This window comes from Mesorhizobium sp. KR1-2, assembly GCF_040045035.1.
Classification (GTDB): Bacteria; Pseudomonadota; Alphaproteobacteria; order Rhizobiales; family Rhizobiaceae; genus Pseudaminobacter.
The window spans coordinates 7,877-34,724 of sequence record NZ_JBDZDS010000017.1; the positions used below are offsets into that span (position 1 = coordinate 7,877).

Consider the following 26,848-nt stretch of genomic DNA (forward strand, 5'->3'; position numbering starts at 1 on the left):
AAACGACACGCCTTTGACGGCATCGAACTCGCCGAAGCCGACGGTAAGGCTTTCGACCTCGAGCAATGGCCGCGTCACGTCTTCTGTCCTGCTCATGCCGTGGCCTGCTTGCGCTGCATCTGTTTCGGCCCGCAGCCGATGGCGGCGGCGATCATGGCGCGCTGCTTCATGCCGCCGGAGAATTCGTGCGGGTAGGAACGGGCGCGCTGTTCCGGTTCGCGGATGCCGACATCGTCGAGCAACTGGATCGCCCGGCGCATTCCCTCCCCTCGGCCGATACCGAGATGCCGGACCATGGGGGCTGCGATCTGCTTGCCGATGCGGCGCAGCGGATCGAGATGCGAGGCAGGATTCTGGAAGATCATGCCAATGTCACGGCCGCGAAGGGCGCACCAGTCGGCTTCGCCGAGGGTCAGCAGGTCGCGCCCCTCCAGCGTCACCCGGCCGCTGGCCCTCGCCGCGCCAGGCAACAGGCCCATTGCGGCGCGGCAGGTGACGGATTTGCCCGAGCCACTTTCGCCAACGATTCCCAGAATCTCTCCAGGCTGCAGGTGAAACGACACGCCTTTGACGGCATCGAACTCGCCGAAGCCGACGGTAAGGCTTTCGACCTCGAGCAATGGCCGCGTCACGTCTTCTGTCCTGCTCATGCCGTGGCCTGCTTGCGCTGCATCTGTCCAAGCCCGTCGCCCAGGAAGGCGAAGCCGAGGCCGAGCGAAATCGCCGCCAGACCCGGAAACAGGCAGATCCACCAAGCCTGCTGCACGAAGGCCTGCCCGTCGGCGATCATGACGCCCCATTCGGCGAGCGGCGGCTGCGCGCCCATGCCGAGGAAGCCGAAGCTCGCGCCGGCCAGCATCACCAGCACCGCATCGCTCACCGCATAGGCGATGATGGGGCCGATGGCATTGGGCAGGACGTGGCGGGTCAGGATCGCGACAGGTGGATAACCGAGGCACTTGGCCGCCTGGATATATTCGCTTTCGCGGATCGTCAGCACTTCCGCTCGCACCAGCCGCGCATAGCTGACCCATCCGACGAGGGTGAGCGCGATGACGAAATTGACCAGTCCGGGGCCAAGCACGCCGACAATCGCCAGCACCAGCACGAAGAAGGGAAAGGCGACAGTCAGGTCGTAGACGCGCATGAAGAGGCTGTCGACCACGCCGCCGAAATAGCCGCTGAGCAGGCCGATCGTCGTTCCGATCAGAAGCGGCGGCAAGACGCCGATCACGCACAGGAACAGGTCGACCCGGCTGGCGAACAGGACGCGCGAGAAGATATCGCGGCCGACCTGGTCGGTGCCGAACCAGTGCTCGGCGCTCGGCGGCGAAAGCATGTTCATGATGTCGATCGCGTCCGGATCGTAGGGCGCAATCACGGGACCCGCCAGCGCAAGGAACAGCCATCCGCCGAGGATGGCGATCGCCACCGTCATCGAGAGTGTCATACGCCTGGCGCGCGGCGCGGTTTCGGGCAGTATCGAGGCATCGGCCATTTGCGGTCTCCTCAAAGCCGGACGCGCGGGTCGATGAAGGCGGTGAGCAGGTCGACGGCGAGCGTGACCAGGACGGTCGACATCGCAAAGACCAGCGTGAGGCCCTGCACGACATAGTAGTCGCGCCCCAGCAGCGCGCCGATCATCAGTGTTCCCAGGCCGGGAACGGCATAGACGGTCTCGACGATGATGGCGCCGCCGATCATGAAGGCCACCATGACGCCGAGCAGGTTGAGCGTAGGCAGTACGGCGTTGGGCAGGATGGTGCGCCAGAAAATCTCGCGCTCGCTCGCCCCTTGTGCGCGGGCAGCGGTGACGAAGTCGGCCGTGGCCTTTTCGATCAGCGCCGCCCGCAGGCTCTGCGTCAGCACCGGCACCAGCCAGATGGCGGTGGAAAGCGCGGGCAGGAAGAGGTGGTGGAGGTGGCCGGTGAAGCCCACGCCATAACCCGACACAGGAAACCAGCCGAGGCTGACGCCGAAGAAGCGCGACATCATGATGCCCAGCCAGAAGACCGGGATCGTCAGGCCGGCGATACCGATAAGACGGATGATCTGGTCGGCGGTCCCGCCGGGCCTGCGCGCGCTCAGGATCGCGAGCGCGGCCGTCGGCGGCACGGCGAGGCACACCACATAGACGGTCAGGAACAGGGTCGGCCACATGAATTGATGGATGAGCTGGCTGACCGGCCGCTGGAAGCGCAGCGATTGGCCGATGTCGCCGGCAAAGAGATTCACGAGATAGGTGAGGAATTGCCGCCAGAGCGGCAGGTCCAATCCGTATTGGGAGCGGATCACCGCGATGGTCTCAGCGCTAGCCCGATCGCCGGCGAGCAGCCGCGCCGGGTCGCCGGGCGCCATGTGCAGCAGCAGGAACGTTACGACGCTGATCCCGAGCAGCACGCCGGCAAGCTGTATCAGGCGCCGCGCGATGAGTTGCAGAAGGGCCAATCCGGTTCTCCGATTCCAGCAGAGGCGACGCACTTTCGGTCGAAAGCGCGTCGCCTGTCTTGGCTCACTTCACGATGGAGGTGTCTTCCAGCGTCCACTGGAGGGAAGGCGTAAGCTTGATACCCTCGATACGCTTCGAATAGGCCACAGCATTCGGCGCGTAGTAGAGAGGAATCTGTGCGACCTCTTCGGTGGTGATCTTCTGGATCTCCTTGTAGATCTCCGCGCGCTTGGCTGTGTCGGTTTCCGTGGTGCCCTTCTCGACAAGCTCGTCCACCTTCGGGTTCTCATAGAAGGTGTTGTAGGAGTTCGAGCCGCAGGACCCGCACACCGCCCAGCGAACAGCCAGATCGGGATCGGGCGTCTCGTTGTACCACCAGTTGGCCGCCGCGTCGTAATCGCCCTTGCCCGTGGACTCCCACCAGGCGCCGCCGTCGACATTGACGATGACCGGCTTCAGCCCGATCGCCTGCCACTGCGCCTGCAGCAGCAATGCCATCTGCTGCTCGGTCGCGGCGGCGGTGGCGAGGATCTTCACCTCATGGCCGGCCATGCCGGACTCGGCCAGCAGTTCCTTGGCCTTCGCGGGATCGTAGGGAATGCCCGGATATTCGTCGTCGTGGAAATCGATGCTGCCCGGAAGCGTCGTGTTGGCGGGTTCGGCGTAGCCGCGCGTGATGGCCTTGGCCAATGCCTTGTTGTCGATGGCGTAGGCGGCGGCCTGGCGCGCCTTCATGTTGGAGAAGGGCTCGCGCTTGTGGTTGAGCAGGGTCATGTAGATGGTGGTGGAGGGCTCAAGCCGCATGTCGATGTTCTCGACGGACTTCAGATCATCGATCTGCGCCCACGGCACCGCACGCATCACGTCGACCTCGCCGGCCTTGAGCATGGCGACGCGGGTTTCGGGCGAAGCGATCTCGATGAGTTCGACACTGGCATCCGACTTCGGATAGCCCTGGCGCCAGTAGTGCGAGTTGGGCTCCAGGACGAGCTTCTCGTTCGGCTTCCACTCCTTGACCGCATAGGGGCCGGAGGTCACGGGCGCTGTGGAGAACGCGTTTTCCTCGCCCTGCTTCTCGAAATCGGCCTTGGACACGATGCCCATGTTCCAGATCTCGAGGTTGCCGAGGAAGGGTGCGAAGGCCGATTTCAGCTTGACCACGACGGTCTTCGGATCGGCCACGGTCACCGACTCCACTGCACCCAACGGTGCCGGATAGGCCGACTTCTTGTCGGTGCGAATGCGGTCGAGGCTGAAGGCCACGTCATCGGCGGTGACGGGCGAGCCGTCGGAGAACTGCGCGTCGCGCAGGTGGAAGGTGTAGGTCAGGCCGTCCGCCGAAATATCCCAGCTTTCGGCAAGCGCGGGCTCCAGCGCACCGGATTCGGGATCACGCCGCAGCAGACGCGAATAGAGCTGGCCATAGGTTTCGATATTGCCGGCTGCCGCCGAGCGCATTGGGTCGAGCGTGGTGGTCTGATAGGGCGAAACGACGCGGATGACATCGGCGGCGAGCGCCGGAACCGCCGAGCCCAGCCCTATCGCCAGGAGGGCTGCGCCACGCAATGCCGCGCCCGACGCCTGCGCGCGGGATCTGCTCCAAAAATTCATTTTGTCCTCCTCCGGAACTGTTCGTTGGGGTCCGCCAGGACCCTGGAGAAGGGTATGTGATCTTAATCACATTGGTCAAGTAGTATGTGGCATTTTTAACATTGGAGATTACCGACTGTTGTTGACTAGATTTTGTTCGACGCCACACCATCGAGTTCGCAAATCTCGGCGGTGCAAAATGCCTCTTCAAAATTGAGTCCGAGCGCGAAGCTTAGCACGTCAACCTTGTACTCTCCCGCAACCTTGAAATGGCCCACTCTCTGGTCCAGTAACTTCGCCTTAGCTTTCGGGTCTAATGCCAAGTCCGGTATTCCTGCTACTAGTCGCTCGATCACGCTAGGATCTGCCCCAACGAACAGGTCAACATCTTCCGCTTCCCTTGCTGGGTCGTAAAACTTCACAGCTACCCCTCCGATCACAACAAACGGAACGTCGTTGTCGCCTCGTCGCCGCCCCAGAGCAGCCAGGCGACGTAGCCGGCCGACGGGTTTTGGTCGTTGCCGAAGTTTTTCGCTCGCTTGTCGACCTCGTGGCGGGCGAAGTAGCTGACCATACGATTGATGGTGTGGGGCGTAAGCTCTAACCGGGCGACCAGTTCCTCGGCGTGGCCGACGCTGAAGTGCCCCCCCGTATTTGCGCCAGCGGGAGCTGGAGTTTTCCGGGGTTAAGGCTCATGCCGGCGGGGATGCCGGAGAGCCGTTCATGAGCGAAATCGGCGGCTTGTTGCCGATCGCGCTGTGGGGCCGGACCTCATTGTAGTCTCTACGCCATTCCTCCATTTTCGTGCGGGCGTCGTCAAGGCTCATGAACCAGTGCGTGTTCAGGCACTCCGACCGGAACTGCCGTTGAACGACTCGATGAAGCTGTTGTCCGTCGGCTTGCCTGGCCGCGAGAAGTCGAGCGTAACGCCTTTCTGATAGGCCCACAGGTCGAGATCGCGGCTGACGAACTCCGAGCCCTGGTCGACCCGTATGGTCTTTGGATAGCCGACGTTGCCGCAGATCCGCTCAAGCGTCAGCACGACATCTTCCCCCCGGTAACTGAACCGCGGATCGACGGCTGGCGAGAACCGGGAATAGGTATCCACGATGGTCAGGATCCGGATCTTGCGACCGGTGGCCAGTTGGTCGTGATCAAAGTCCATGGCCCAGGTCTCGTTGATCTCGATACGACTTCGGCAGTGTGGTTACCGATGACTATTGCGCATTGGTCGAATAGACTGCGAGTGCCTTCCGGGCCACCATGTGTTCCCGCCCTACTCGACGGCCATTGGGCCGGCTGCGGAGCCATCCGACAACCTTCAGCACTGACTCGCCCAGCATCGCGACACCGACGACCTATGGCGGGTTGAGACCCGGAACCGGTCTGACGGGGCGTGTGCGACGGGCTCCGGGTCTCGTGCTGCTGGGGGGCAACGGCAAATAGTTGCCGAAAGATGCTGATCGGCGCAACGAGGCCGCGGGGGTAAGCCGGCGCGTCCTTTTGTTCGAGGCTAAGGCGAAGCTACCACTTGCGCGGAAGATCGTGTTCGTGCCGCCGTCACGCGTGACTGAAGACCTACCCCCTGATCGATATCATGACCAGACAGCCCATGACTACCGCAGTGGCAATTATCGCGAGAATGGTGATTGTTTGAACAACCCCGATAGCGGCACCTGCTGCCACCACTGCAGCCGATGCTACAGCGGCTATGAACGCCAACACAGGCCGTTTTCGGACGACTTCGATCATAGGACTCGATCCCTTTTTCTTTCCCCACAATCTAACCACTCGCTTTTGAAATGCCATGTCACGCACCTGCGACATGAGGACTGGTTGCAGCGGAGGGACTCGAACCCCCAACCAAGCGGTTATGAGCCAGATGGCCGACTTGGTTCATCGAGGATCATTCGGGTTCAATCGGAACGAACCGATTGAAATGACGGGATTTTTTCCGCTATCCGGTATTCCCATAAGGCACATGCCGGGAGCACGTTTCCCACCGGTCTCGTTGCCCATCGCGTTGCCCGAGAAAGGACCGCTGCCATGTCCAGACCCCGTGGACTCACCGAAGAACGGATCGTCAACCTGCGCCCAGCGCCCGACGGAAAGCGATATGACTTCCCCGATGGGGCCGTCCCCAACCTGTTCGTCCGCGTCGGCGCGGAATGGAACGCCCTGCTCGCACGCGGCCTCGACCCGAAAGAGGAAAAAGAGCGGACCGAAGCGGCAAGGGTCCTGGCCGCGCGGCGCACCTTCGGCGCGGCGATGGAGGACTACATCGCCTACCTCCCGTCGCGTCAGCAGAACCGGCACGTCCTCGCAGACACCAAGGCGATACGGCGGGACATCCTCAATCCCGCCCGGAACCCCTGGCGCGACAAGCCGATGGCGGACGTGGCCGACGTCGACGTGTCCACGCTGGTCAAGGCGATCCGCGACCGCGGCGCTCACCGCCTTCGGTCACTTGAAGACGTTCTTCTCCTAGGCAATGGAGCCCGAACGGCGGATGGCTTACGGCATAAGCGTCAATCCCATTCGCGACCTACAGCCCTGGGTGCTCGGGCTGAGCAGGCGCGTGCGCAAGCGCGGCCTCGACGCCACCGAGCTGCGGGCCTACTGGAAGGCCGCCGACGAGACCCCCTATCCGTACGGCCCCTTCTACAAGGCGGCGTTGCTGACGGGCGTGCGAAAAACAGAGCTCAACCGGGCTCACCTGCCATTGGCAGTTTCCGCGTTCATCGATTCCGTCGTCGGCAAGATGCGCACCGAAATAATGAGCGCACAAGGATTGCTGAAATTCGGGCCAGCGCGGCCGAACGTGCGTGGGTATCTACATGCTGATCCGCAATTCAGCTCCGAGTCTTGCTCGGCAAAGGAAGCCAAAGTCAGGCACGTGCAGCCGGCGTCACCGTCACCTGGCTGGCTCCGGAACGCCTCACCACCGAAAACACCGTTTCCCGGTCGATCCTGTCGGCGTCCAGCATCCGCACCAGATCGTCAACGCCGCCGACGGCGTGACCGTCGATGGCGACGATGATGTCGCCTTCCTTCAACCCGGCTTGTGCCGCCGGTCCGCCCGCCTCGACCGAGCGCAACCGCACCGCCGTGCGGCTGGTCACCTGGGAAAGCAGCGCGGCGCGGCGTGGCAGGGCGACCGCGTCGGCCGAGACGCCGATAAAGGCGCGGCGCACGCGACCAAAGCGGATGATTTCCGCAATGACGAAACTGGCCGTATTCGAGGCGACGGCGAAGGCGATGCCTTGCGCGCCTCGGATCATGGCGGTGTTGATGCCGATCACCTCGCCGGCCGACGACACCAGCGGTCCGCCGGAGTTGCCCGGATTGAGCGCGGCGTCGGTCTGGATCACGTCGTCGATGAGCCGGCCGCTCGAGGCGCGCATCGAGCGCCCCAGGGCCGAGATGACGCCGGTCGTCACCGTCCATTCAAAGCCGTACGGATTGCCGATGGCGATAGCGATCTGGCCGCGGCGCAGGCGCTTCGAGTCTCCGAGCGGGGCGATGTCGGGATAATGTCCGTCGGCACGCACCAGGGCAATGTCGGTATCGGCATCGCGGCCAAGAACACGCCCTTCGGCAGATGTGCCGTCGGGCATGGCGACACGTACGGCGCGTGCTTCGCCGACAACGTGGAAATTCGTGACGATCAGCCCGTCCGGCGAAATGACGAACCCCGAACCCTGGCCGGCCGCGCGGCGGCCGTCGACAGCGGGTTCGATACGGCATACGGCCGGGCCGATGCGGTCGACCGCATCGGCGACGGTGGAAGAGTAGGCGTCAAGCAGGCCGGCGTCATGGGAATTCAACTCAGTCGCGGGCAGGGCCATAGGGGCCTCCATGTCAGTCGAACAATCGATGCCTATATGTGCTGTGCGCGCCGGCGCGCCGCGACCTGACCTGATGGCTAGTGGCCGCGGTTCCTAGCCGTTCGGCGAGTTGGAAGCGCCATGCGGTGGGGCGATATCTGGGTTCAGGAAACCCAAATCGGCCTAACCCAGGAGTGCATGATGACCAGCTTCGACCTTGCCGCCTTTTCCAATGCAGTCGCCGACATCGCCGGACAAGCGGCGTCGGTGACCGCGAGTTTTTTGACCCATCATGGCCGGACCGCGACGGCCTTCCACTGGGGCGAGGGCCTTTACGTCGCCGCCGAGGAGGCTGTCGAACCGGACGAGGAATTGCAGTTTACCCTGCCCAGCGGCGAGACTGTGAAGACCGAGCTGATCGGTCGCGATCCTTCGACCGGCATCGCCCTACTGAAGCCTTCAACAGCCGCCGCCGGCACGAGCTTCAAAAAGGCCGGGCCGGTGCGCCTCGGCGACGTCGTCGTCGCGGCCGGGCGTGACGGCGCTTCACCTCTTGCTGTATTCGGCACGGTAGCCGAGGTCGGACCGATGTGGCGCTCACGGCGCGGCGGCACCATCGATCACCGCATCAACCTCGCGGTGATGGCGGGCGGTCGTTTCGAGGGTGGACCGGTGCTCGACGCCAGCGGCGGGCTGGTCGGGATGCTGCTCTTCGGGCCGCGCCGCCGGGCGCTGGTCATCCCCTACGAGACGATCGAGCGGACCGTTGCGACGTTGCGCGAGAAAGGCCACGTCCTGCGCGGCTATCTCGGCGCCAGCCTGCATCCGATCCACCATGGCCAGGTCCAGGGCGCCATGGTCATGGGGCTTGACGACGACGGACCGGCGAAAGCTGTCGGCATTGCGCTGGGCGACATCGTCACCGCTTGGAACGGCGAACCGGTGCGCGGGCCGCGCGAACTGATCCTCCGGCTGGGGCCGGACAGCGCAGGTACTGCGGTCACGCTGAAAATCCTGCGCGGTGGGGAGGCGCGTGACGTGGCGATCACGATCGGCGAAAAACCCCTGAACTGAGAGGGCCGGGTGCTGGCTATGGCGGAGACGCAACGCAGGCTGTTCGTTCTGGTGGCGCTCGGTGACGCGGCGTCGAGCGAGCAGCTTGCCCTTCGCCTGTCGGAGGACGACGGATTGGTGCCGGTGACGCCTGAGGACCTGGCCGAAGGCGACCACGCCGACGTAGCGATCGTCGATGACGAAACCGCGGGCGGTGTCCGGATGCTGGGTGCACCATTGCTAGTCCTCTCCTCGCGAGCGACGCGCCGGGCGGCAGCTGCGGCGGCGGTGCTTCCGCGGGACGCCGACACGGCGCTGATCGCGGCCGCCGCTCGGCTTGCCGCTGCGGGCTATCGTGTCGCTCATGCATCAACAGAAATGGATGGGCGCAGCGCCAGTCTCGCCTCGACCGACGACCGCCTGGGTGGCGGTCTGTTGGCCGGTGGCGAGGCAGATCACGAGGCATCCTCGATCCGGTTGTCGCCGCGCGAGACGGAGGTGCTGGCACTGCTTGCCGAGGGCGCGTCTAACAAGGTGATCGCGCGGCATCTCGACATTTCCGTACATACCGCCAAATTCCACGTTGCGGCGATCCTTGCGAAGCTCGGCGCGGCCAACCGCACCGATGCCATCGCCACGGCGATGCGGCAGGGGCTGGTGCTGGTCTAGCTTGCCGTTGAAATAGGCGCTCCCGTCGCCGCCCCTCGGTTGGCAGAGCGCGGGCAGCAACGCCGCCTGCGCTTCTCAATCCTACCCCTTCGCCGGCTGAACGAGAGACGGTTGCATGGACGGTCGGCGAAAGCCGGTGCACCCAACCCATCCTCTGATGTCAGGCGTCCAACAAGCCACTTCAAACCTTGCCACTATAGCGGTACGATCATGACATGGCTGCTACCGTTAGCCCGACGCTCGACGCCCGTCGCGACCAGATGTTTCTCGTTCTGGCTGATGCGGATATCGAGCGTATCCGCCGGTTTGGCGAGGCCAGATCCTATGCATCCGGCGAACGTGTCGTCACTGCCGGCGAGGTGTCGCCCGGGCTGATCGTCATCCTGTCGGGTAAGGTCGACATCACGCAGGGCCGCGGACTTGGTCATCGCGAGGTGATCATCACCTGCGGCCAGGGTAACTTTATCGGCGAGTTGGCACAGCTCTCGGACCGCCCCTCACTGGTAGATGCGGAGGCAACCGAGCAGGTCGAAGCCCTTGTCATTCGCTCGCAGCGTCTACGGGACCTGATGGTGCAGGAGGCAACTCTCGGCGAGCGAGTCATGCGAGCACTGATCCTGCGCCGCGTCGGCCTCTTGGAGAGTGGTGTCAGCGGGCCGATCATCATCGGCCCTCAGGGCAGCGGGGACGTGCTGCGGCTGCAAGGCTTTCTGACCCGCAGCGGCTTGCCCCATCGCGCTCTCGATTCCGACACCGATCCTTGCGCCAAGACCCTGATCGAGCGCTTCCACATCGATCCGCACCACCTGCCGATCGTACTCTCTCCAAACGGCAAGCTATTGCACAATCCGCGCGAGAGCGACCTCGCCCGCTGCGTTGGCCTGCTACGGCCGATGGATGCCAACAAAGTCTATGATGTGGCCATTGTCGGCGCAGGGCCGGCGGGGCTGGCAGCCGCGGTCTATGCGGCCTCGGAAGGGCTTTCGACGATCGTGCTCGACTGCCGCGCCTTCGGCGGGCAGGCAGGCGCTTCCTCGCGCATCGAAAACTATCTCGGCTTCCCGACCGGCATTTCGGGAATGGCGCTGATGGCGCGCGCCTACAACCAGGCACAGAAGTTCGGCGCCGAGTTGGTGATACCCAACGAGGTGAAGCTGCTCAGTACCGCTGGCGACAAATCAGACGCGCGCTACGCGCTCGATGTAGGCGACGGGGAGACTGTGCGGACGCGCGCGGTAGTGATCGCGAGCGGAGCTCGCTATCGTCGCCTCAACATCGCGAACCTGGCGCAGTTCGAGGGGACGTCCGTGCACTATTGGGCTTCGCCGGTCGAGGCACGGCTTTGCGAGGGCCGGGAAGTGGCCCTGGTCGGCGCCGGCAATTCGGCCGGTCAGGGGGCTGTCTATCTGGCCAACCATGCGAAGAAGGTGACGTTACTGGCGCGCCGCGGCAATCTCAATGAAACCATGTCTCGCTATCTGGTCGAGCGCATCAAGGCACAGCCGAACATCGAGGTACTAACCGAGACCGAGATCGAGGCGCTTGAAGGCCATGGCGGCAATCTTGATCAGGTGCGCTGGCGCAACCATGACACCGGGGTGGAAACGACACGCGCCATAGGTCATGTCTTCTTGTTCATTGGCGCCGACCCGAACACGGACTGGCTGATGAACTGCGACGTGGCACTCGACGCCAAGGGCTTCGTGCGCACCGGACCGGATTTGGCGCCGACAACCGGCCTGATGGAGACAAGCCGTAGTGGCGTGTTTGCCATCGGCGACGTTCGCTGCGGCTCCATCAAGCGGGTCGCTGCGGCCGTCGGCGAAGGAGCCCAGGTGGTGGCCGCGCTTCATGCTTATCTTGCCCAGAACGGCGGCCGCTGAACCGGCGAGGAGACCGTGATGGATGAATGCACGCATACGAGAGACATCAAAGACGTAACGCCGAGCGCACTCGGCTGCGAGGAATGCCTGAAGATCGGATCGCCATGGCTGCATTTGCGGATCTGCCGTACCTGTGGTCATGTCGGCTGCTGTGACGACTCGCCCAACCGCCACGCCACCAAGCATTTTCACGCCACCCGCCATCCGATCATTGAGGGCTACGACCCTCCGGAAGGTTGGGGGTGGTGCTATGTCGACGAGGTATTCGTCGACCTCGGTGGCCGCACCACACCGCAGCGCGGCCCGATCCCGCGCTTTTACTAGCTTTGGTCGGGATGCAAGACCCGATGTCGGACGGTATTGAAAGTCTTCCCAATCTTGGTCCCTGTACGGCCAGGTGTCTCGCGGAGATCGAGGTACGAATGCGGACGAACAGCGCGCAATGCGCGCCGTGGAGACCCATGCACGCCTTAAATTTCACTTTGGCCGTGCAGTCTCACTGAATGCCTTGTGGGCGATGGACGCTGCTCTTTCCGATATTGATTGGCGTCACCTTACCGACCATCGGAACCGAGAAATGAAGTCGTTGCTTGGACGCCGGGGCTGAGGCCGGTTGGGCGGCTCACATGCGGGTGTTTAGCCGTGCCCAGGCTGCGGAAGCTCGTCAAAGAAGAGATAGACGGCGGCAATCTTGCCGTCCCGCACGATCATGAAATCGGTTCCGGCGTAAGCTGGCGGCTTGCCAGGGCTGCCCGCCAGCCAACGGACACGCCCACCATCGCCCATCTCCTCAGGCGGTGCGATCGGCTGATATTCGAAGTCGGGATGAATAGCTTTGATTACACCCGCGATACGGTCGATCTCGGCGCGGCCACGGCAAACTCCGTTGTTCGGATCGTAGAAAACAGCGTCTTCGTGGAAGATCTCATCGATCACTGCGCGTCGACGCATGGGGTCAATCTCGCCGAACACGTCGTGGAGATTACGAGTAATACCAAAGGATACGCCCAACTTGCCGTTCGCCATCACGGCGTTTTTCGTTTCGGGAGCCAATAATTGTCGGCCGTGCTGCGGCAGGTCCATCAAGAGGGAAATTCTCCAAAGTAGCTTTGGATCTGGCGGGTGTTTGCCTCGGACCAGTCGAACTGATGCTCCGCCTTGAAGGAGTTCGCCCGCTGGGCGGAGTTTTTTGCTTCTCGAATCTGGTACTTCCGCCAGCAAGCACCATTCCCCCGGGTTCAAGCCATTCGCCTCCAGCGACTGCCCGCCGGATCTTTCGATCGGCCTGCGGGCTCTGTTGCAGTTAAGTGAGGGAAACAGAACTCTGCCGATCACAGGAGGTCTGATGCGCGATGACATTGCCCGCAGAGGGTCGTGCGGCCCGGAGCGCGACTACGACGCCTGGGCTCCATGGCTGGCTCTGTGACCGTATTGGTCCGTCCTGGATTCGGCTAGGCCAGCCGTTCGTCCCAGCTGAGATCGAGGAGTTCGGCAAGTTCGCCGACGAATTTCGAAGAAATCACGCTCTTGCGTGCGGAGACCCCCTCGAAGGCCCAAAGCACCTTGCCCGCCGGCACCGGATCGTCGCCCGGCGCGGTCAGCAGCACGGCGTCGCGTAAGGCCGCTTCGCCCTCGCCCCGAGGAGCCGGGCGGCGCTTGCTGTGCATTTCAGCGCCTGGCGGGCGCGCTAGCAGCCGGACCAGACAGGCTCGGTGCGGACAAGATCATCGAGCGATTTCAACGCGATGACGGCGGCGAAGGCGGCGTCCAGGTCGCCGACCTCGCGCCCGAGCGGCAGCGCCCATCCCGGCAGATGGGACGGCCAGATTGCGGTTAGTGGCGACGCGGGCTTGAGCGAATCCATGCCGCTCAGCCTAACGCTACCGTGCGGTTTCTACCAACGAATGCTGCGTAAGCCGCACCGCCTGTCTTGCCGCTACAATGAGCGATAATGCCGGCTTATCGCTCGTTATGTGATTCCTGCGTGAAATGGCCTCACTCGCGGCGCAGAAGCCCAAAAATCGGGCCCAGGGACGCTCCGCTCGACCACAGAGAACGCCGCAAATGGCGTGCAAGTCGCGCTTCGGCGTGCTACATAGGTAGAATGTAGATATTGAGGTAGATTGGAACTATCGATGGCTTTGAGCATCAAGGATCCCGAGACCGAGCGCCTTGCCCGCAGCCTCGCGGAACGCACCGGCGAAACCATCACGGTCGCCACCCGACGGGCGCTCGAAGAGCGGCTGCGGCGTCTCGGCTCCGACGCCCGCCGGGCCGCGCTGCTGGAAGATCTGGCCGCCAGCCGCCGGCGCTGGGGCGCCATGTCCATCCTCGACACGCGCAGCGCCGACGAGATCATCGGCTATGACGAGACCGGACTGCCCGGCTGATGGTCATCGATACCTCCGCAATCGTCGCGATCGCCCGCAACGAGCCAGAGGCGCCCGTTTTTGAACGGATGATCGCCGACGATCCGCAGCGCCTCATCTCTGCCGCGACCTTGCTGGAGGCGGCCATGGTGCTGGAGACGCGTTTTGGCGAGCCCGGCGGGGCCGAACTCGATCTGTGGCTGGCCAAGTCGGACGTCAAGATCATTGCCGTGGAGGCCGAGCACGCCGATCAGGCGCGTCGCGCCTGGCGCCGCTTTGGCAAGGGCCGTCATCCGGCCGGCCTGAACTATGGAGACTGCTTCTCCTACGCCCTTGCCAAGCTGACCGATGAGCCCCTGCTGTTCAAGGGCAACGATTTCTCCCAGACCGACATCCGGCGGGTGGTGCCTGCAAATGCGCAGTGAAGAGCCCGATATCCTGCCTAGGAGCAGCGGAGCAGACGACCTGCCCGACCTCATCGGCGTCGTTTGGGAAATGGGACAGCCGTCAGCTGACCGCGAGAACGTCCCCTCCCTGCCGGTCCCGGCGAGCGACAAAGAACGGCTTCCCGCGCATCTCGAAGGTCTTGCCGAACGGGCGCGGAGCTATGTCGAAGCGGCAAGTTCGGCCAACACGGCCGCGCCTACGCGGCCGACTGGAAGCACTTTTCGGGCTGGTGCCGGCGGCAAGGCCTGGCTGTGCTGCCGCCCTCACCCGAAACGGTCGGGCTCTACATCACCGCCTGTGCTTCCGGAACCGTGACCGACGACAAGAAAGCAAACTCCGTGTCCGCCATAGAGCGACGGCTATCTTCCCTCGTGTGGAACTATGCGCAGCGCGAGCTCGTCCTCGACCGCAAGGACCGCCACATCGCCACGGTGATGGCCGGTATCCGCAACAGGCATGCCGCCCCGCCGCGGCAGAAGGAAGCACTGCTGCCGGAGGATCTGATCGCCATGCTGGAGACGCTTCCCCGGGTGTGACGTTACGCGGCCTGCCCGACCGCGCCATGCTGCTGCTCGGCTTTGCCGGGGGCCTGCGCCGCTCCGAAATCGTGAGGCTCGACGTCGGCCGCGGCTGGGTCGAAGTCTTTCCCGGCAAGGGCCTGCTGGTCACGCTGCGCGGCAAGACCGGCTGGCGCGAGGTCGAGATCGGCCGCGGCTCTTCCGACGCGACCTGTCCGGTCGCCGCTCTCGAAACCTGGCTCGAGTTCGCCCGCATCGCGCACGGGCCGCTGTTTCGGCGCGTCACCGGCCGGGGCAAGTCCGTCGGACCTGATCGGCTCAACGATCAGGAGGTCGCGCGTCTGGTCAAGAAGGCCGCGCTGGCCGCCGGCGTCCGCGGCGATTTGCCAGAGGGCGAGCGCGCGCAGAAGTTCGCCGGCCATTCCTTGCGCGCCGGCTTGGCCTCCTCGGCCGAGGTCGACGAGCGCTACGTGCAAAAGCAACTCGGTCATGCCAGCGCCGAAATGACCCGCAAGTACCAGCGCCGCCGCGACCGTTTCCGGATCAATCTGACTAAGGCCGCAGGGTTGTAAGGTCATAGCCTCCCCTGCCCCGCCATTCCAAACTGAAACACTTCTGGTCCCGGAGAGCCCATCAGGAACCCGGCTGACCAGCGAGCGTCGCCACTGCCCACCAGAAGACCTCATCCTGCCATTCTTGCGGGCTCGCCGGTTGTCTTCAGCGCCGCCATTAACATCGGACCGACCGAAAACGCCCCTGCCCTCGCCTTTTCGGTCAGCGCACGCAGGTAGCCGCCTGCGGAATTGATGTGCTGTGCCCGTTGCAGAATGCAGGCAATGACAATTGCCGCGTTTTCCTGGCCAAGTACCTCGAGCGCCTCGGAATAGGCGGACGGTGAAATCCCGAGATAGCCGCGCACCTGGGCAGCGGTCGCCATCAAATCCCGCCAGTTGCCGATCCCCGACACGGCGTAGTCGACAATCTCCGGGCAGGCCTTCAACACCAACCCGAGCGGGAAACCCTTCGGCGGCTCGTCGGTCCGGGTTCTTGGCGCAACCGTGCCCCCGCGGTTTTTCGGAGCAGGTTCAAGTTCAATAATAGAGTCAGTATTTGATTTAGATTGCTGGCGTCCAATTTGGGACTCATTGCCAGCCATATTCTGGTCATTACCGAGAGAACTCAGCGCGTTATCCACTTCAGCGCGAATTGCGACGAGGTGATTGAGAATGGCTTCCAGCTCTGCGACAGCCGCTCGACGTGGGATAGCGTCCACAATGGCTCTGAAACGCCTCCAGAGGCCATTCCAGTCGCCTGCGGCGTCCTCTTCGACGGCCACTTCAATTAGCTTAGAGATGTCCCTACGCTGAAGAGTGATACGCTCCCTGGTGCGTTTGAGACGCACGGCTTCAGCACGCACCTGGTCTGCCGCCTGAGCGATTTCGTCGGCGCGAGCGAGTAACGGTGCCAAGGAAAGCCCGAACGCCTCCTCAATCTCCCCTCCCCTTCCCTTATGGGCGTAACGTTTACCGTTCGGGCTGTCGCGCCTCAGGATTAAGCCAGCTTCGATCAACGAGGCAAGATTCCGCCTCAACGAGGTGCCAGGCATCCCGTGTGCCCGTAGTGACAACTGTCTGTTAGACGGGAAGACGACCAAACCGTTTTCCTCCGACAGCTCGCTGTCTGGATAGAACGACAAAAGAGCGCTTAGGACAGCCAGAGCGCGGTCATTGGTGCCAAGCACTGTCTTGGCTTCACAGATGTCCTTGTACAGCTGCCATTTGTCGACCACCCTACCCTCAGCTAGGTTTTCACGTGAGTCCCGCTGCGCTGCCAACATGGCAAGCGACATCGGCCGGCTCCCAAAGGGAGTCGAGGCAATATGCGTCTCCATTTTCCTTCACCTATGACTAGGCAAAAGAAGTCCGCTCGCCGCAAGCGTCGTCAAAAAGCTTGACACTGATTCTGAGAAATGCGATTCGTAAACCTGCTTAGAGAATACGAAGAGCCTTCACAGACCGACGTTTGTGGGGGCTTTTTCTTTTGCTGGATTAGTCTCCTGTTCCCTCATTTTCCGATTGCCTGAACTCCTCGAACAAGGTGTCCAAGCGGCTCGAAAGCCATTCACCAAACGATCCCGCTTTCACGCTCGTAAGTTCGATAGCGACCTTTCTCGGCTTCCGATTCATCACAAAGCTGACCGAATTATCTTTGGACGTCCATGACTTAGCAGCGGGCGCCGTTTCCCCTCCACTGTCCTTTGGCTTGCGAGTAGGTTTTGTTCCAGACTTTGCGGCATCCGAGACAATCAGGAAGCGCTCGTCCGACGATGCGGAGCGGAAATTGTCCTGCTCTAGCAGTTGACGGATTTCAGGAACCGCGCCCTCTTTAAAGAGCACCGATAGATCATACCAACGATCTCGACCAATGCCTCTAGAAGGGCCGATCTTAAGGATGAGGTCAGACGGCACATTGTTTGTGACAGATTGCATCTTTGAGAGGACGGTCTTGTTGACTGCCAAAGCCGACATCACTGTCTCGTTGTCAAACTGCTCGGCAAGTTTTTTGGCAAACAATGCGCGCTCAATGAAACTGAGATCGGCACGAGCCGTGTTTTCCTGGCCCTGTGCGATGACGTGCTCTTGGTCTGAAAGCGCCTTAACAGACGCCTTTACCTTGATGCCCAGAGCCTTAGCAGCCCGGGCACGTCTGTGACCAAAAACGATCTGATAGCGGCCTTCCGCATTTGGCAGTGGTCGCACCAAGATTGGGCTATCCTGCCCTCTTTCGCGGATAGCTCGAATCAGTTCCTGAAGACTAGAATCGTCATCGTCTTGGAGGCGGTCGACAACGAACGACGTCTCTAGTTCATTGGGATCAAGTTCAATGATTCGGGTACCGCTTTGGAGCTGCTTTTCGACCTCTTCAGCCGCCGCAACCTTTGCTGCCATCTCGTCTGCAGCACGAGACATCATGCCGAAAGCACCTCGGCGACCTGATGTCTCTACGGGTCCAGACAGCTTTGGGGTTTCTGAGTTTACGGCAGTAAACTCAGCCGCAGGAGTGTCGTCCATCAATGCTGACATGATGCCTTTGCGCGCCATCAGACCGCCCTGCCCCAAGCTTTGTGGATCAAAGAAACAACCTCGCCATTGACGTTATGAAGAGACTCCAGAGCACGGTCATAGGTAGACCGCGTAAGCTGGCTGCGCTCGACCTCGTAAAGCGACTGTTTGGTAATGCCCGCATCGGAGATCGCGGTGGATTTGAGCATCTCGTTTTTGAGCACGAAGCCGCCGAAGAGCGACCTCATGAAATGGACCATCTGGCTCTGCGGAACGTCACCCGGCTCGTACCGAGTAATCAGGTATCGCATCCAATCGAGGTTCATATTGCCCCCGCCCCGCTTAATCGGATCGAGGATTTCACCGAGCATAAGGAGGAACTGGCACATGCTCATGACGTCCAGCATCTGAGGATGAACGGTCACCAAAACCGCTGTCGACGAAGACAAGGCTGTCAGCGTCAGGTAACCGAGCTGGGGCGGGCAATCGAGGACGACGACATCGTATTGATCGCTGACTTCAGACAGGGCAGCATCGAGGCGGGTGAAGAACATCCTTCCCATGTCTCGAGTACCCTTTTCCGCGAGGATCAAGGGCGTGTCGTATTCAAATTCCTGAAGATCGAGATTCGCAGGAATGATATCGAGGCCTGGAAAATTAGTCTTCTTGATAAGTGCGCTGATCGGCTTCTTCTCATCGTCATAGCGAATGGCTTCATATAGCGATGGCAAGTTATCCAGTTCTGGCTGGATGCCATGCAAAGCGGTTAGCGAAGCCTGAGGATCGAGATCGATGGCCAGAACGCGGTGACCGGTAAGAGCCAGATGCTGGGCGAGGTGAGCCGTCGTTGTGGTCTTGCCCGAACCGCCCTTGAAATTGACGACTGCGACGATCTGCAGGTGTTCCTTGTCCTTACGATGGGGAACATACATACGCGAATCTGACCGCCCGTTCTGGTCCAGGTAGCGACGCATCTCCAGCATCTGCTCAGCGGTATACGAGCGCCTGCCCGTAGATGTTACGGTTGGTTGAGGTCCCTTCCCATTGAGTGATAGGTTTTTGAGGTAGCCAGGGCTGATTCCCAAATATGTGGCAACTTCGGCCAACTGGAACGGCCGAAGGGTCTTAACCGCGTCTGGAGGAAAATTTTCCATGCGATGCTTTTCGAGACGGCCGGACAATGCAGCTCCCTGTTTGAGGATGAGCTGATCGAAGTCACTCAGCGGCTTGTCGGCATCAAATGCGATATTCATTACAGGGAACCCGAAAATGCGAATTTAGGAGTGCATTAGTATCATAATCGCACTTAGACCCGATTCTCACCCGGCCGCAAGGAATTTAACGTTAATGAAAGGTTAACGCGACGGTCGACAAGATTGGAGTTTACCGCCGTAAACTCACAAAGAAGTCGCATTGGAGGGCGATGGAGCGAGCGGCTATGCCATAGCCTAGTGTCTTTTCCACATGCCTTCCTTGGGTCGCTCACTTTCCGCCTTCTGCCTGCTCATCTGACAATGTCCAGAATACGCGATTTGGTCGACTGAGTTCGCTGTTTCATGTCAACGGATTGGCGTCGATCGGAAACGCCGTTGGGCGCGGGCCGTTGCGCTTCGCTCAGGGGAGGGGGAGTCGGAGCCGTCGCCCAGTTCATGAAGGTGCCGACAGTGCGGATCGCGTTGACGCGCCGGATGCCGTCGCCCGGTCATTGATCCATAATCAAAATGCGTGTGACTTTGCCCCCAGGTTTTATCCAGTTTTGAGTTCGTTTCCGGCGTTGGTTTTGCCCTGATGGGCGGGTGGAACGGCGGGCGTTGGCGCGGAGCTTTTCGCATTGCGCAGCGCCAAGGCCCGAGGCGCGTGGAAGGTCAGTGCGAACTCGTCGGGCGTCTGCCAGCCGAGCTGCGAGTGCGGGCGCGCGGCGTTGTAGTCCGTCCGCCAGATGTTCAGCGCCGCGCGGGCCTGAGCCAGCGAGGAGAACAGCGTCTCGTTGAGCAACTCATCGCGCAGGGCCGTTGAAGCTCTCGATGAAGCCGTTCTGCATCGGCTTGCCCGGCGCGATGTAGTGCCACTCGAGACGCGCCTGATCGGCCCAGGCCAGGATGGCATTGCTGGTGAACTCGCTGCCGTTGTCGCTGACGATCATCTTCGGCTTGCCGCGTTCGGCGATGAGGCGGTTCAACTCGCGCGCCACCCGCAGGCCCGACAGCGATGTGTCGGCAACCAGCGCCAGGCTCTCGCGCGTGCAGTCGTCGACCACGGCCAGGATGCGGAAGCGCCGGCCGTCGGTGAGCTGATCGGACACGAAGTCCAGCGACCAGCGCTCGTTCGGCTGCAAGGGCACCAGCATAGGGGCCCTGGTCCCGATCGCCCGCTTGCGCCCGCCACGACGACGCACCGCCAGCTTCTCTTCGCGGTAGAGCCGGAACAGCTTCTTGTGGTTCACAACATGGCCCTCGCGCTTGAGCAGGACGTGCAGACGTCGATAGCCGAAGCGCCGGCGCTCGCACGCGATCTCCCGCATCCGCTCCCGAAGCGCGCGATCATCGGGCCGCGTGGTCTCGTAGCGCACCGTCATGCGGCAACAGCCGATGGCTTTACACGCCCGCCGTTCGCTCATCCCGAAGGCAGCCTTCAGATGCGCGACAGCGTTCCGCCTGGCTGCGGGCGTCACCACTTCTTTCCCAACAGATCTTTCAGGGCCGCAGTGTCGAGCATGGCATCGGCCAGAAGCCGCTTCAGGCGTGTGTTCTCATCCTCCAGGCGCTTCAGACGCTTCGCCTCGGACACGTCCATGCCGCCGAATTTGGCCTTCCATTTGTAGATCGAGGCATCGCTCACGCCATGCTTGCGGCACAAATCCGCGACCGAGACCCCGGCCTCGTGTTCCTTCAAAATCCCGATGATCTGCTCATCCGAGAAGCGGCTGCGTTTCATGTTCTGGTCCTTTCTTTGGGCCAGAACGAACTTCAATCCGGATCAAGTCAAAGGGGCAACGTCAGAAGATACGGCCATGGCTGCGCTTGTGATCAAGCTTGAGAACGAGAATCAGGGCTCGCTATATCGATATCCGGATCCGCGTGCCGTCTGGATGCATTCCGAGCTCCATTTATCGAGATGCGCTATCTTCTTTCGTAGACGACTGATGTAGACATCGAGCGTTTTGTCGTTCGGATCGAAGTCACGGAAGAATGCATTTTTGTATAATGTCGACTTGCTGCAGCTCAAGTTTCGGTTGTTGTAGAGGTATCCGAGAATTCGAGCTTCCGTGTCGGTTAGCCGGAATTCGTTTTCAACGTTGGATATTGTTCGCTTCTGGAGATCGCATGAGACGCGCCCCAGCGTAAACTGCTCACGTCGGGTGGACTGTTCCTTTTCGTTTCGAACCGAGACCAGGCGCGCCATTCGCGCCTGCAACTCCCTGATCGAAAATGGTTTCATGACATAATCGTCGGCACCCAGGTCTATCGCGTCGGCACGGCTGTTTGCGGTGCCGGAACCCGAAATGAGGACAATAGGGACATTTGTATTCTTGCGAATTTCCCGAAGAATTGTTAAGCCGTCTCCGTCCGGCAGGTGGATATCTACGATGATCCCATCAAATGAATTAATTTCAGGACTGTGAATTAGGTTTATGGATTGTCTATAACTGGAAAGAAAAGTAAGCTTATCGGATGGGATTGGCCATAGTCGTCGAAATGTATCGCAGATAAGCTTGTCATCTTCTATTACAATTATATCCATGGCGGTAACATTCGCGGTCTATACGGTATTTGCGTCGGCGTCTTGTCGCTGCAGAAGCGGCAAGTGCAGCAGTGCCAATGGTACTGCGACAATCATATGACTTTCGTCATCCGGGTTCGCGGCGTCTTGTGGTAACCATGCTACATCACTTGGGCATCTGAGAGCGATCCCTTACTTTCGGTCAAGTGGTTGCTATTGTAGTCGGCAACGAAGGTAAAAAATTTTTCGACCCTCATCGGTCTCGCGACAAGGTAGCCTTGTATCTCGTCACATCCAATCTCTTTCAGGAGCGCAAAGTCTCCAACGGCTTCGACGCCTTCGGCTACCACCTTGGCTCCCATGTCATGCGACATGTTGATGATGGACTTTACCAGAAGCTGCCTTGTGGGCACACTGGAGCAGCCGTGGATGATCGAGCGGTCGATCTTTATTTCGGAACAGGGAAACCGTGCGAGCCGAGAAAAATTCGATAGACCCGTTCCGAAATCGTCGATGGAGAAAATCGCGCCGTCCAGACTCATTTTGTACAGCGTTTTCAGCTGGTTTGCAGGAATCTCGGAAAGACTTTCCTCTGTAATCTCGAAAACGACATTCTTGAACAGGTTGGGCGTGCGCGCGGCGATCGCCTTCATCTTGTCCCTGACATCGACAAGATTTGCGACGTCTATGTTGACGTTGACCCGGAACTCCGCGCTCGGCCACGAACCGGATTCGAATTGCTGACGGATGAAGGCGATGTGCTGCATGAACAACGTTTGATTTTGTTCTGCGCTCATCTGGCTGATGAAACTTTGCGGCGCAATGACGCCGAGGTCAGGGTGCACTATTCTGCTCAGCAGTTCCGCCGAGGTGATCCTGCCCGATAGAAGGTCGAGCTTCGGTTGCAGGACAGGATAAATCCAACCCAGGCGCACCGCTTCCGCGACATCGAGTTGTTCCAGAACCGCACTCAAGCCGTCGCTCTTTCGAAGCAAACTTTCCAGCATCTGCTTGCCGGTAAAGGGCTTCGGAATGGTAGCCTCGACCTTCAGCCCGATCTCCTCGGCGTAGCGGCGCGAAATCTCCAGCGCTTTCCGATCGCCGCTCGTCAGATAGATATCGGCCTTGCTTTTGCTCCGGTTGAGAAAGTCCAGGACGTCGGTGACGTCATTGTCGCCGAGATAAACGTCGATCAGAACGGCCCTCGCCTCCTCGTGGGAGATATCGCTTGCGAAGTCTTCGAAGGAGAGATGGAACGCTGTCTGATACCCGGCTTGTTCAAATGCAAAGCGCAGAAAATGCAACTGGTCCGCCATATCGTCGACGACATGAATCGTCTTTCGCGCGCTCTGCGGCGGGGCCCCACTGCCTTGAAAGCGACTCTTGGAGCCGAAAGGGATGATCGTGTTGCGCATGGAAACGCTCCGTTGTAAGCGCAGCAAAGCGTTTCCCGATTAATTTCACCTTTCCCGAATATTAAAAAGGGTAAACGCGGCTGTCCGCCTCGTGGAGGCCGATCTAGCGGCAGCTGCAAAAGACGTGGCGCCTCGGCCCCAAAGCGTTACCGGTCGAGCACCTCGCGCAATATTCGTGCAAGGTCGGCGAGCCGGAATGGCTTCTGCAGCAGGTCGACGCCCTTATCCAGTCGCCCATGGTGGATGATGGCGTTGCGCGTATAGCCAGACATGTAGACGACGCGCAGCTTCTTGTCCGTTACGCGAGCAAGGTCGGCCAGTTGCCGGCCATTCATTCCACCCGGAAGGGTGACGTCCGTGAGCAGAAGGTCGACCCTATGCTCCTTGAGGATTTGCAGCGCTTCTTCTGCGTTGCTGGCGACAAGGGATTTGTATCCAAGCCTGGTGACGAGATTGCTCGAGTGATCGCGAACGAGTTCATCGTCCTCCACGATCAGGATCGTTTCATAGCCCCCGCGCGTGCGTGCGGTCGGCTCGACCGGCTCTTCGGAGAGCCCCTTTCTTGCGCGCGGCAGATACAGCTTGATCGTGGAGCCCTGACCGATCTCCGAGTAAATCTTGATGTGGCCGCCGCTTTGCTTGATGAAACCCTGAACCATGCTGAGGCCGAGCCCGGAGCCTTTTCCTTCCGGCTTTGTCGTGAAGAAGGGGTCGAAGGCCTTATCGATGACCTCGGGGGTCATCCCGTGACCGGTGTCGGAAATGGCCAAGAGCAGGAAGGGACCAGGTACCACCTCGTTGTGCTGGCGGGCATAATTCTCGTCGAGGTATTCGTTCGAGGTCTCGAATGTGAGCTTTCCGCCTTCCGGCATGGCGTCCCGGGCGTTAACCGCCAGGTTCAGGACAGCGTTCTCCACCTGGCCAGGATCAACCTCGGCGAGCCAGGCATCCGCCGCCATGACGACCTCGATGTCGATGGATTCAGGTAGAACGCGCCTCATCATCGGGTGCAGGCCGTTGACCAGCGCATTTATGTCGGTAGGCACGGGCGAGAGCGCCTGCCGTCTGCCGACGGCCAGGAGGCTGGCGGTCAATTCGGCGGAGCGATCGGCGGCTTTCAGCGCTGTGGCGGCGGCGTCGGCAACCGAGGAGCCCGCCTCTGCCTTCTCGTTGATGTCCTCCAAATTGCCGATTATGACGGTGAGCAAATTATTGAAATCGTGGGCGATTCCGCCTGTCAGCTGCCCGATCATCTCCATTCTCTGGGCATGGCGTAGCTGCTCCGAGGTGCGCTTTTGTTCGGTGATGTTGCGCGCGTAGATGAGCGAGCCGCCGGAGAACGGATAAACCGTCACCAACAGCCAAAGATTCGATCCCTGTAGGTGGATTTCTTTCGCCGATGTCGAGGCGGATCGTTGCGATTCCACCAGCAGGGCCTTGTATCCGCTCGCTTCGATATCTGGAAAGGCCTCGAACAGGTTCTTTCCGATCACGGATTGAGAGGCCAGTTCGCCGAGGGCGGAGTTTGCGAACGCGATTTTCCAGTCGTTGTCCACCAAGAAAAGCGGGTCCGTGATGCTGGCAAACGAAGCTCTGACCATTTCAAGCGCGGCTTCCTCGCGGCGCGCGCGCTGGTTCATACTCCTGTCGAGCCCCCAGCCGGCGGCAACCACACAGAGGCCGCAGGCGGCAAGAAGGACTTGCAGCCGGTTTCGCCGTTTCGTCCAGGACTTGAGACCGTCTGTTTTCGCTATGGCGGTGAATATGGCCAACTGCTTGTCGGGGATGAGCTTCCAGACGACGTAGTACTCATCGTCGGAAAGGGTGATGGGCGAGGAAAGGTCACCGCCGGATAACGCATTGCCGCGAAGCGCCTGAGCAATGTCTACGCTGGCAGTGTCGCTCGCGCCGCTCGGCGCCAGTGAGGTGAGCAATGTGCCATCCAGCTTCTGGATGCCCACCAGTCTGTGACCGTTCGGGATGTCTACAAAAAGGCTTTTGATAAGCGAGACCGGGACGGCTGCCGTGACCACTGCAAGCAAATGTCCGTCTTTGCGTATGGGGCGGCTGATGGGGACAATCCATTCTCCCTTGGAGCCTCGCAGCCTGCTCTCCACAGGGTTGCCGACGAACGGCTTGTCCATTGATCCATACATCTGCGCCAGAAAATAATCGCGATCCCCAAGGCTCACATGTTCTGCTTCCTCAGTCTGCGACGTGGCGATCAGGTAGCCGTCGGCGTCGATAGCCGCAAAGCGAAGAGGCGTGGCCCCATGTGAGCTGGCCATCAACAGGATGGCGCGGACGTCAGCACGGTTCAGTTCACCATTGCGCGTTGCATCGGCTACCGCTTCCTGTGCTGCGCGCAAGCTCCGATCGACCGTGTTCAGAAACAGATTCATGTTTGCGGCCAGAGGCGCCGACGTCATGGATGCTTCATTGTAGGTTTCTGCGATCGCTGCCTCCTGCTCGGCCCATTCAAATGTGAAGAATGATCCGAATGAGATGGCAACAAAAATAAGTGAAGCAATAAAAAGAAAGTATTTTGGCCTGAAATGATACACATAAGTGTTATCATTCGGCGCAGGCCTGCTCTTTATATAATCGACAACTCGTTTCATTGGATTTTAATAAATTTTTCGTCGTTTTATATTTAATCGGGGGCGGCGTTCCCTCCGATTTCGGGCCAGCTTATCGAAAGTGCAAGGGCGTTCAGAGCATGTTAACAACTTTCTAATATGCAGATTTCCTATGACGCAACTCGAAGCGAGACTCAACCCTTGTAAAAAGGATGTGCCACGCTGTCGTCGTGCCCGGAAATTCCGGTCCATAGTTACGCGTCCCGCGGCCGGTCCGGCTGGAAGCAACATTTCTCGTGGCTGTCAATATTTACCCTAAGACTCGGATTGCTGATTCAAATGAAACTACTTCAGGCTCTCAAGGGATACTGGAGCATGGCGGCCATGGTACTTCTGTTTGGCGGCTATCTCGCGTTCGAGGTTGAGCTGTATGCGGATTCCGCGGATGCCTCGCCCGAGAGGGAACGGAACGATCTGATGAGGCTCCTGGCCGTAAGTTCGGTCATGATGTTCGGATTCATGATCCTGTATTTGCGGCGCTTCGTGGAATTCGGCCGCGAGAGCATCATGCGCAAGGATGCGGAACTGCGAGCTCGGGCCATCGAACGGACAGACCTGCTCACTGGTCTTGCCAATCGGCTTCGGTTCGAGGAACAGGTGGCCGACGCGCTTTTGCAGTGCGCGAAGGATGGCGAACAGGGTGCGGCGCTGTTTATTGATCTGGACGGCTTCAAGCCGGTGAACGATACCCATGGGCATGCGTCCGGCGATGCGGTCTTGCGAGAGGTGGCACTGCGACTGACACAGAATGCAAGGAGCGCGGTTTGCATCGCCAGGTTCGGCGGTGATGAATTCGCTGTTTTTGCAAAAACGTCATCCGGAGTGCCCGAGGCTATGCGCATGGCCAGTGATCTGCTCGACGCGATCGAGAAGCCAATCGTCTTCGAGGGCAAGCAGCTTGCGGTGAGTGCCACGATCGGGGTGACCATTTGCACAGGCGCCGATATGCAGTCGGCGGCGGAACTGCTGAAGGCAGCGGATAGCGCGATGTATGCCGGAAAGCGCAGTGGTCGCAGCCAGGTCGTTCTTTATGGTTCACACGGTTAGGTCGTGTGACTCCAGCAGCGTCGCTGCGACGGCGATAAGCGTTGGTGCGTGGATCGGAAAGTTGCCGGGCTCTCATCTTTTGATGCCGCCATTTATGCAGTCGCTGCGTTGCAGCGGACGGATTTCGGGCGGGCGCATGCAAGCATGCGATTGAGGACGG

Annotated in this window: 23 protein-coding genes and 4 pseudogenes; 9 read left to right on the plus strand and 18 right to left on the minus strand. The window is 60.6% G+C overall.

Going from position 1 to position 26,848, the window contains the following annotated elements; translation table 11 throughout:
- Positions 1–92 precede the first annotated feature (92 nt).
- From ABLE85_RS23055 to ABLE85_RS23085, 7 genes and pseudogenes are all read right to left on the minus strand, one after another.
- The gene (locus ABLE85_RS23055; RefSeq protein WP_348795046.1) at positions 93–650 is read right to left on the minus strand and encodes an ATP-binding cassette domain-containing protein; all 558 of its coding nucleotides are present in this window, start codon (positions 648–650) and stop codon (positions 93–95) included.
- The gene (locus ABLE85_RS23060) at positions 647–1,498 is read right to left on the minus strand and encodes an ABC transporter permease (RefSeq protein WP_348795047.1); all 852 of its coding nucleotides are present in this window, start codon (positions 1,496–1,498) and stop codon (positions 647–649) included. Before ABLE85_RS23060 ends, ABLE85_RS23055 begins: the two co-directional genes overlap by 4 nt.
- An 11-nt stretch (positions 1,499–1,509) precedes the next feature.
- A complete protein-coding gene (locus ABLE85_RS23065) occupies positions 1,510–2,448 on the minus strand; it encodes an ABC transporter permease (protein ID WP_348795048.1) in 939 nt (312 codons plus the stop codon).
- A gap of 64 nt (positions 2,449–2,512) precedes the next feature.
- Positions 2,513–4,060, minus strand: coding sequence for an ABC transporter substrate-binding protein (locus ABLE85_RS23070; protein WP_348795049.1), 1,548 nt, complete (start codon positions 4,058–4,060; stop codon positions 2,513–2,515).
- A 125-nt stretch (positions 4,061–4,185) separates the two neighbouring features.
- Positions 4,186–4,461, minus strand: a complete 276-nt coding sequence (locus tag ABLE85_RS23075; protein WP_348795050.1) for a hypothetical protein — start codon at positions 4,459–4,461, stop codon at positions 4,186–4,188.
- Positions 4,462–4,475: 14 nt separating this feature from the next.
- Positions 4,476–4,664, minus strand: a pseudogene (locus tag ABLE85_RS23080) (hypothetical protein); the annotation flags it as partial.
- Between the two features lie 67 nt (positions 4,665–4,731).
- Positions 4,732–5,219 (minus strand): annotated as a pseudogene (locus ABLE85_RS23085) (integrase core domain-containing protein); the annotation flags it as partial.
- An 866-nt stretch (positions 5,220–6,085) separates the two neighbouring features.
- Between ABLE85_RS23085 and ABLE85_RS23090 the strand changes: the two are divergent.
- Positions 6,086–6,883 carry a hypothetical protein gene (locus ABLE85_RS23090; protein WP_348795051.1) on the plus strand — a complete coding sequence of 266 codons (798 nt, stop codon included), beginning with the start codon at positions 6,086–6,088 and terminating at the stop codon, positions 6,881–6,883.
- Positions 6,884–6,927: 44 nt separating this feature from the next.
- Here the strand turns inward: ABLE85_RS23090 and ABLE85_RS23095 are convergent, their stop codons facing one another.
- The gene (locus ABLE85_RS23095) at positions 6,928–7,887 is read right to left on the minus strand and encodes a trypsin-like peptidase domain-containing protein (RefSeq protein ID WP_348795052.1); all 960 of its coding nucleotides are present in this window, start codon (positions 7,885–7,887) and stop codon (positions 6,928–6,930) included.
- Positions 7,888–8,067: 180 nt separating this feature from the next.
- Between ABLE85_RS23095 and ABLE85_RS23100 the strand changes: the two genes are divergently transcribed.
- The 4 genes from ABLE85_RS23100 to ABLE85_RS23115 all read left to right on the plus strand — a co-directional run bounded on the left by ABLE85_RS23100 (position 8,068) and on the right by ABLE85_RS23115 (position 11,795).
- On the plus strand, positions 8,068–8,940 hold the full coding sequence (locus ABLE85_RS23100; protein WP_348795053.1) for a S1C family serine protease: 873 nt from the start codon (positions 8,068–8,070) through the stop codon (positions 8,938–8,940).
- A gap of 18 nt (positions 8,941–8,958) precedes the next feature.
- Complete coding sequence (locus tag ABLE85_RS23105; RefSeq protein ID WP_348795054.1) at positions 8,959–9,588, plus strand: helix-turn-helix transcriptional regulator; 630 nt, start codon at positions 8,959–8,961, stop codon at positions 9,586–9,588.
- Positions 9,589–9,803: 215 nt separating this feature from the next.
- A complete protein-coding gene (locus ABLE85_RS23110) occupies positions 9,804–11,471 on the plus strand; it encodes an FAD-dependent oxidoreductase (RefSeq protein WP_348795055.1) in 1,668 nt (555 codons plus the stop codon).
- 18 nt (positions 11,472–11,489) lie between these two features.
- Entirely contained in the window at positions 11,490–11,795 is a 306-nt protein-coding gene (locus ABLE85_RS23115) for a UBP-type zinc finger domain-containing protein (protein ID WP_348795056.1), read from the plus strand.
- Between the two features lie 312 nt (positions 11,796–12,107).
- Here the strand turns inward: ABLE85_RS23115 and ABLE85_RS23120 are convergent, their stop codons facing one another.
- The 3 genes from ABLE85_RS23120 to ABLE85_RS23130 all read right to left on the minus strand — a co-directional run bounded on the left by ABLE85_RS23120 (position 12,108) and on the right by ABLE85_RS23130 (position 13,335).
- Positions 12,108–12,554: a nuclear transport factor 2 family protein gene (locus ABLE85_RS23120; protein ID WP_348795068.1), complete on the minus strand. Its 447-nt coding sequence runs from the start codon at positions 12,552–12,554 to the stop codon at positions 12,108–12,110.
- Between the two features lie 368 nt (positions 12,555–12,922).
- Positions 12,923–13,138, minus strand: a complete 216-nt coding sequence (locus ABLE85_RS23125) for a DUF1403 family protein (protein WP_348795057.1) — start codon at positions 13,136–13,138, stop codon at positions 12,923–12,925.
- A gap of 20 nt (positions 13,139–13,158) precedes the next feature.
- Positions 13,159–13,335 carry a DUF1403 family protein gene (locus ABLE85_RS23130; RefSeq protein WP_348795058.1) on the minus strand — a complete coding sequence of 59 codons (177 nt, stop codon included), beginning with the start codon at positions 13,333–13,335 and terminating at the stop codon, positions 13,159–13,161.
- Between the two features lie 271 nt (positions 13,336–13,606).
- Here ABLE85_RS23130 and ABLE85_RS23135 point away from each other — a divergent pair, with 271 nt between their 5' ends.
- From ABLE85_RS23135 to ABLE85_RS23145, 3 genes and pseudogenes are all read left to right on the plus strand, one after another.
- The gene (locus ABLE85_RS23135) at positions 13,607–13,861 is read left to right on the plus strand and encodes a type II toxin-antitoxin system VapB family antitoxin (RefSeq protein WP_348795059.1); all 255 of its coding nucleotides are present in this window, start codon (positions 13,607–13,609) and stop codon (positions 13,859–13,861) included.
- The gene (locus tag ABLE85_RS23140; protein WP_348795060.1) at positions 13,861–14,265 is read left to right on the plus strand and encodes a type II toxin-antitoxin system VapC family toxin; all 405 of its coding nucleotides are present in this window, start codon (positions 13,861–13,863) and stop codon (positions 14,263–14,265) included. The genes ABLE85_RS23135 and ABLE85_RS23140 overlap by 1 nt, the downstream gene beginning before the upstream one ends.
- Before the next feature lie 70 nt (positions 14,266–14,335).
- Positions 14,336–15,377, plus strand: a pseudogene (locus ABLE85_RS23145) (site-specific integrase).
- Between the two features lie 110 nt (positions 15,378–15,487).
- Here ABLE85_RS23145 and repC read toward each other — a convergent pair.
- The 7 genes and pseudogenes from repC to ABLE85_RS23180 form a co-directional block, all read right to left on the minus strand.
- The gene (gene repC / locus ABLE85_RS23150; RefSeq protein ID WP_348795061.1) at positions 15,488–16,696 is read right to left on the minus strand and encodes a plasmid replication protein RepC; all 1,209 of its coding nucleotides are present in this window, start codon (positions 16,694–16,696) and stop codon (positions 15,488–15,490) included.
- Positions 16,697–16,853: 157 nt separating this feature from the next.
- Complete coding sequence (repB, locus tag ABLE85_RS23155) at positions 16,854–17,906, minus strand: plasmid partitioning protein RepB (RefSeq protein ID WP_348795062.1); 1,053 nt, start codon at positions 17,904–17,906, stop codon at positions 16,854–16,856.
- Positions 17,906–19,120 carry a plasmid partitioning protein RepA gene (gene repA / locus ABLE85_RS23160; protein WP_348795063.1) on the minus strand — a complete coding sequence of 405 codons (1,215 nt, stop codon included), beginning with the start codon at positions 19,118–19,120 and terminating at the stop codon, positions 17,906–17,908. The genes repB and repA overlap by 1 nt, the downstream gene beginning before the upstream one ends.
- A 493-nt stretch (positions 19,121–19,613) precedes the next feature.
- Positions 19,614–20,801, minus strand: a pseudogene (locus ABLE85_RS23165) (IS3 family transposase).
- A gap of 111 nt (positions 20,802–20,912) precedes the next feature.
- Positions 20,913–21,608, minus strand: coding sequence for a response regulator transcription factor (locus ABLE85_RS23170; RefSeq protein ID WP_348795064.1), 696 nt, complete (start codon positions 21,606–21,608; stop codon positions 20,913–20,915).
- Positions 21,609–21,748: 140 nt separating this feature from the next.
- Positions 21,749–23,002 (minus strand): EAL domain-containing protein, encoded by a 1,254-nt coding sequence (locus ABLE85_RS23175; protein ID WP_348795065.1) that lies wholly within the window; start codon positions 23,000–23,002, stop codon positions 21,749–21,751.
- 146 nt (positions 23,003–23,148) lie between these two features.
- Entirely contained in the window at positions 23,149–25,623 is a 2,475-nt protein-coding gene (locus tag ABLE85_RS23180) for an ATP-binding protein (protein WP_348795066.1), read from the minus strand.
- A 297-nt stretch (positions 25,624–25,920) separates the two neighbouring features.
- Here ABLE85_RS23180 and ABLE85_RS23185 point away from each other — a divergent pair, with 297 nt between their 5' ends.
- Positions 25,921–26,688 (plus strand): GGDEF domain-containing protein, encoded by a 768-nt coding sequence (locus ABLE85_RS23185; protein WP_348795067.1) that lies wholly within the window; start codon positions 25,921–25,923, stop codon positions 26,686–26,688.
- Positions 26,689–26,848 lie beyond the last annotated feature (160 nt).

Coding starts and splice junctions, on each gene's coding strand:
- ABLE85_RS23110 (WP_348795055.1), top strand. CDS start 9,804: ATGGCTGCTACCGTTAGCCCGACGCTCGACGCCCGTCGCGACCAGATG.
- ABLE85_RS23070 (WP_348795049.1), bottom strand. CDS start 4,060: ATGAATTTTTGGAGCAGATCCCGCGCGCAGGCGTCGGGCGCGGCATTG.
- ABLE85_RS23175 (WP_348795065.1), bottom strand. CDS start 23,002: ATGCGCAACACGATCATCCCTTTCGGCTCCAAGAGTCGCTTTCAAGGC.
- ABLE85_RS23090 (WP_348795051.1), top strand. CDS start 6,086: ATGTCCAGACCCCGTGGACTCACCGAAGAACGGATCGTCAACCTGCGC.
- ABLE85_RS23055 (WP_348795046.1), bottom strand. CDS start 650: ATGAGCAGGACAGAAGACGTGACGCGGCCATTGCTCGAGGTCGAAAGC.
- repC (WP_348795061.1), bottom strand. CDS start 16,696: ATGGAGACGCATATTGCCTCGACTCCCTTTGGGAGCCGGCCGATGTCG.
- ABLE85_RS23105 (WP_348795054.1), top strand. CDS start 8,959: ATGGCGGAGACGCAACGCAGGCTGTTCGTTCTGGTGGCGCTCGGTGAC.
- ABLE85_RS23140 (WP_348795060.1), top strand. CDS start 13,861: ATGGTCATCGATACCTCCGCAATCGTCGCGATCGCCCGCAACGAGCCA.
- ABLE85_RS23130 (WP_348795058.1), bottom strand. CDS start 13,335: ATGGATTCGCTCAAGCCCGCGTCGCCACTAACCGCAATCTGGCCGTCC.
- ABLE85_RS23100 (WP_348795053.1), top strand. CDS start 8,068: ATGACCAGCTTCGACCTTGCCGCCTTTTCCAATGCAGTCGCCGACATC.
- repA (WP_348795063.1), bottom strand. CDS start 19,120: ATGAATATCGCATTTGATGCCGACAAGCCGCTGAGTGACTTCGATCAG.
- ABLE85_RS23060 (WP_348795047.1), bottom strand. CDS start 1,498: ATGGCCGATGCCTCGATACTGCCCGAAACCGCGCCGCGCGCCAGGCGT.
- ABLE85_RS23185 (WP_348795067.1), top strand. CDS start 25,921: ATGAAACTACTTCAGGCTCTCAAGGGATACTGGAGCATGGCGGCCATG.
- ABLE85_RS23170 (WP_348795064.1), bottom strand. CDS start 21,608: ATGGATATAATTGTAATAGAAGATGACAAGCTTATCTGCGATACATTT.
- ABLE85_RS23115 (WP_348795056.1), top strand. CDS start 11,490: ATGGATGAATGCACGCATACGAGAGACATCAAAGACGTAACGCCGAGC.
- ABLE85_RS23095 (WP_348795052.1), bottom strand. CDS start 7,887: ATGGCCCTGCCCGCGACTGAGTTGAATTCCCATGACGCCGGCCTGCTT.
- ABLE85_RS23135 (WP_348795059.1), top strand. CDS start 13,607: ATGGCTTTGAGCATCAAGGATCCCGAGACCGAGCGCCTTGCCCGCAGC.
- ABLE85_RS23120 (WP_348795068.1), bottom strand. CDS start 12,554: ATGGACCTGCCGCAGCACGGCCGACAATTATTGGCTCCCGAAACGAAA.
- ABLE85_RS23125 (WP_348795057.1), bottom strand. CDS start 13,138: ATGCACAGCAAGCGCCGCCCGGCTCCTCGGGGCGAGGGCGAAGCGGCC.
- ABLE85_RS23180 (WP_348795066.1), bottom strand. CDS start 25,623: ATGAAACGAGTTGTCGATTATATAAAGAGCAGGCCTGCGCCGAATGAT.
- repB (WP_348795062.1), bottom strand. CDS start 17,906: ATGGCGCGCAAAGGCATCATGTCAGCATTGATGGACGACACTCCTGCG.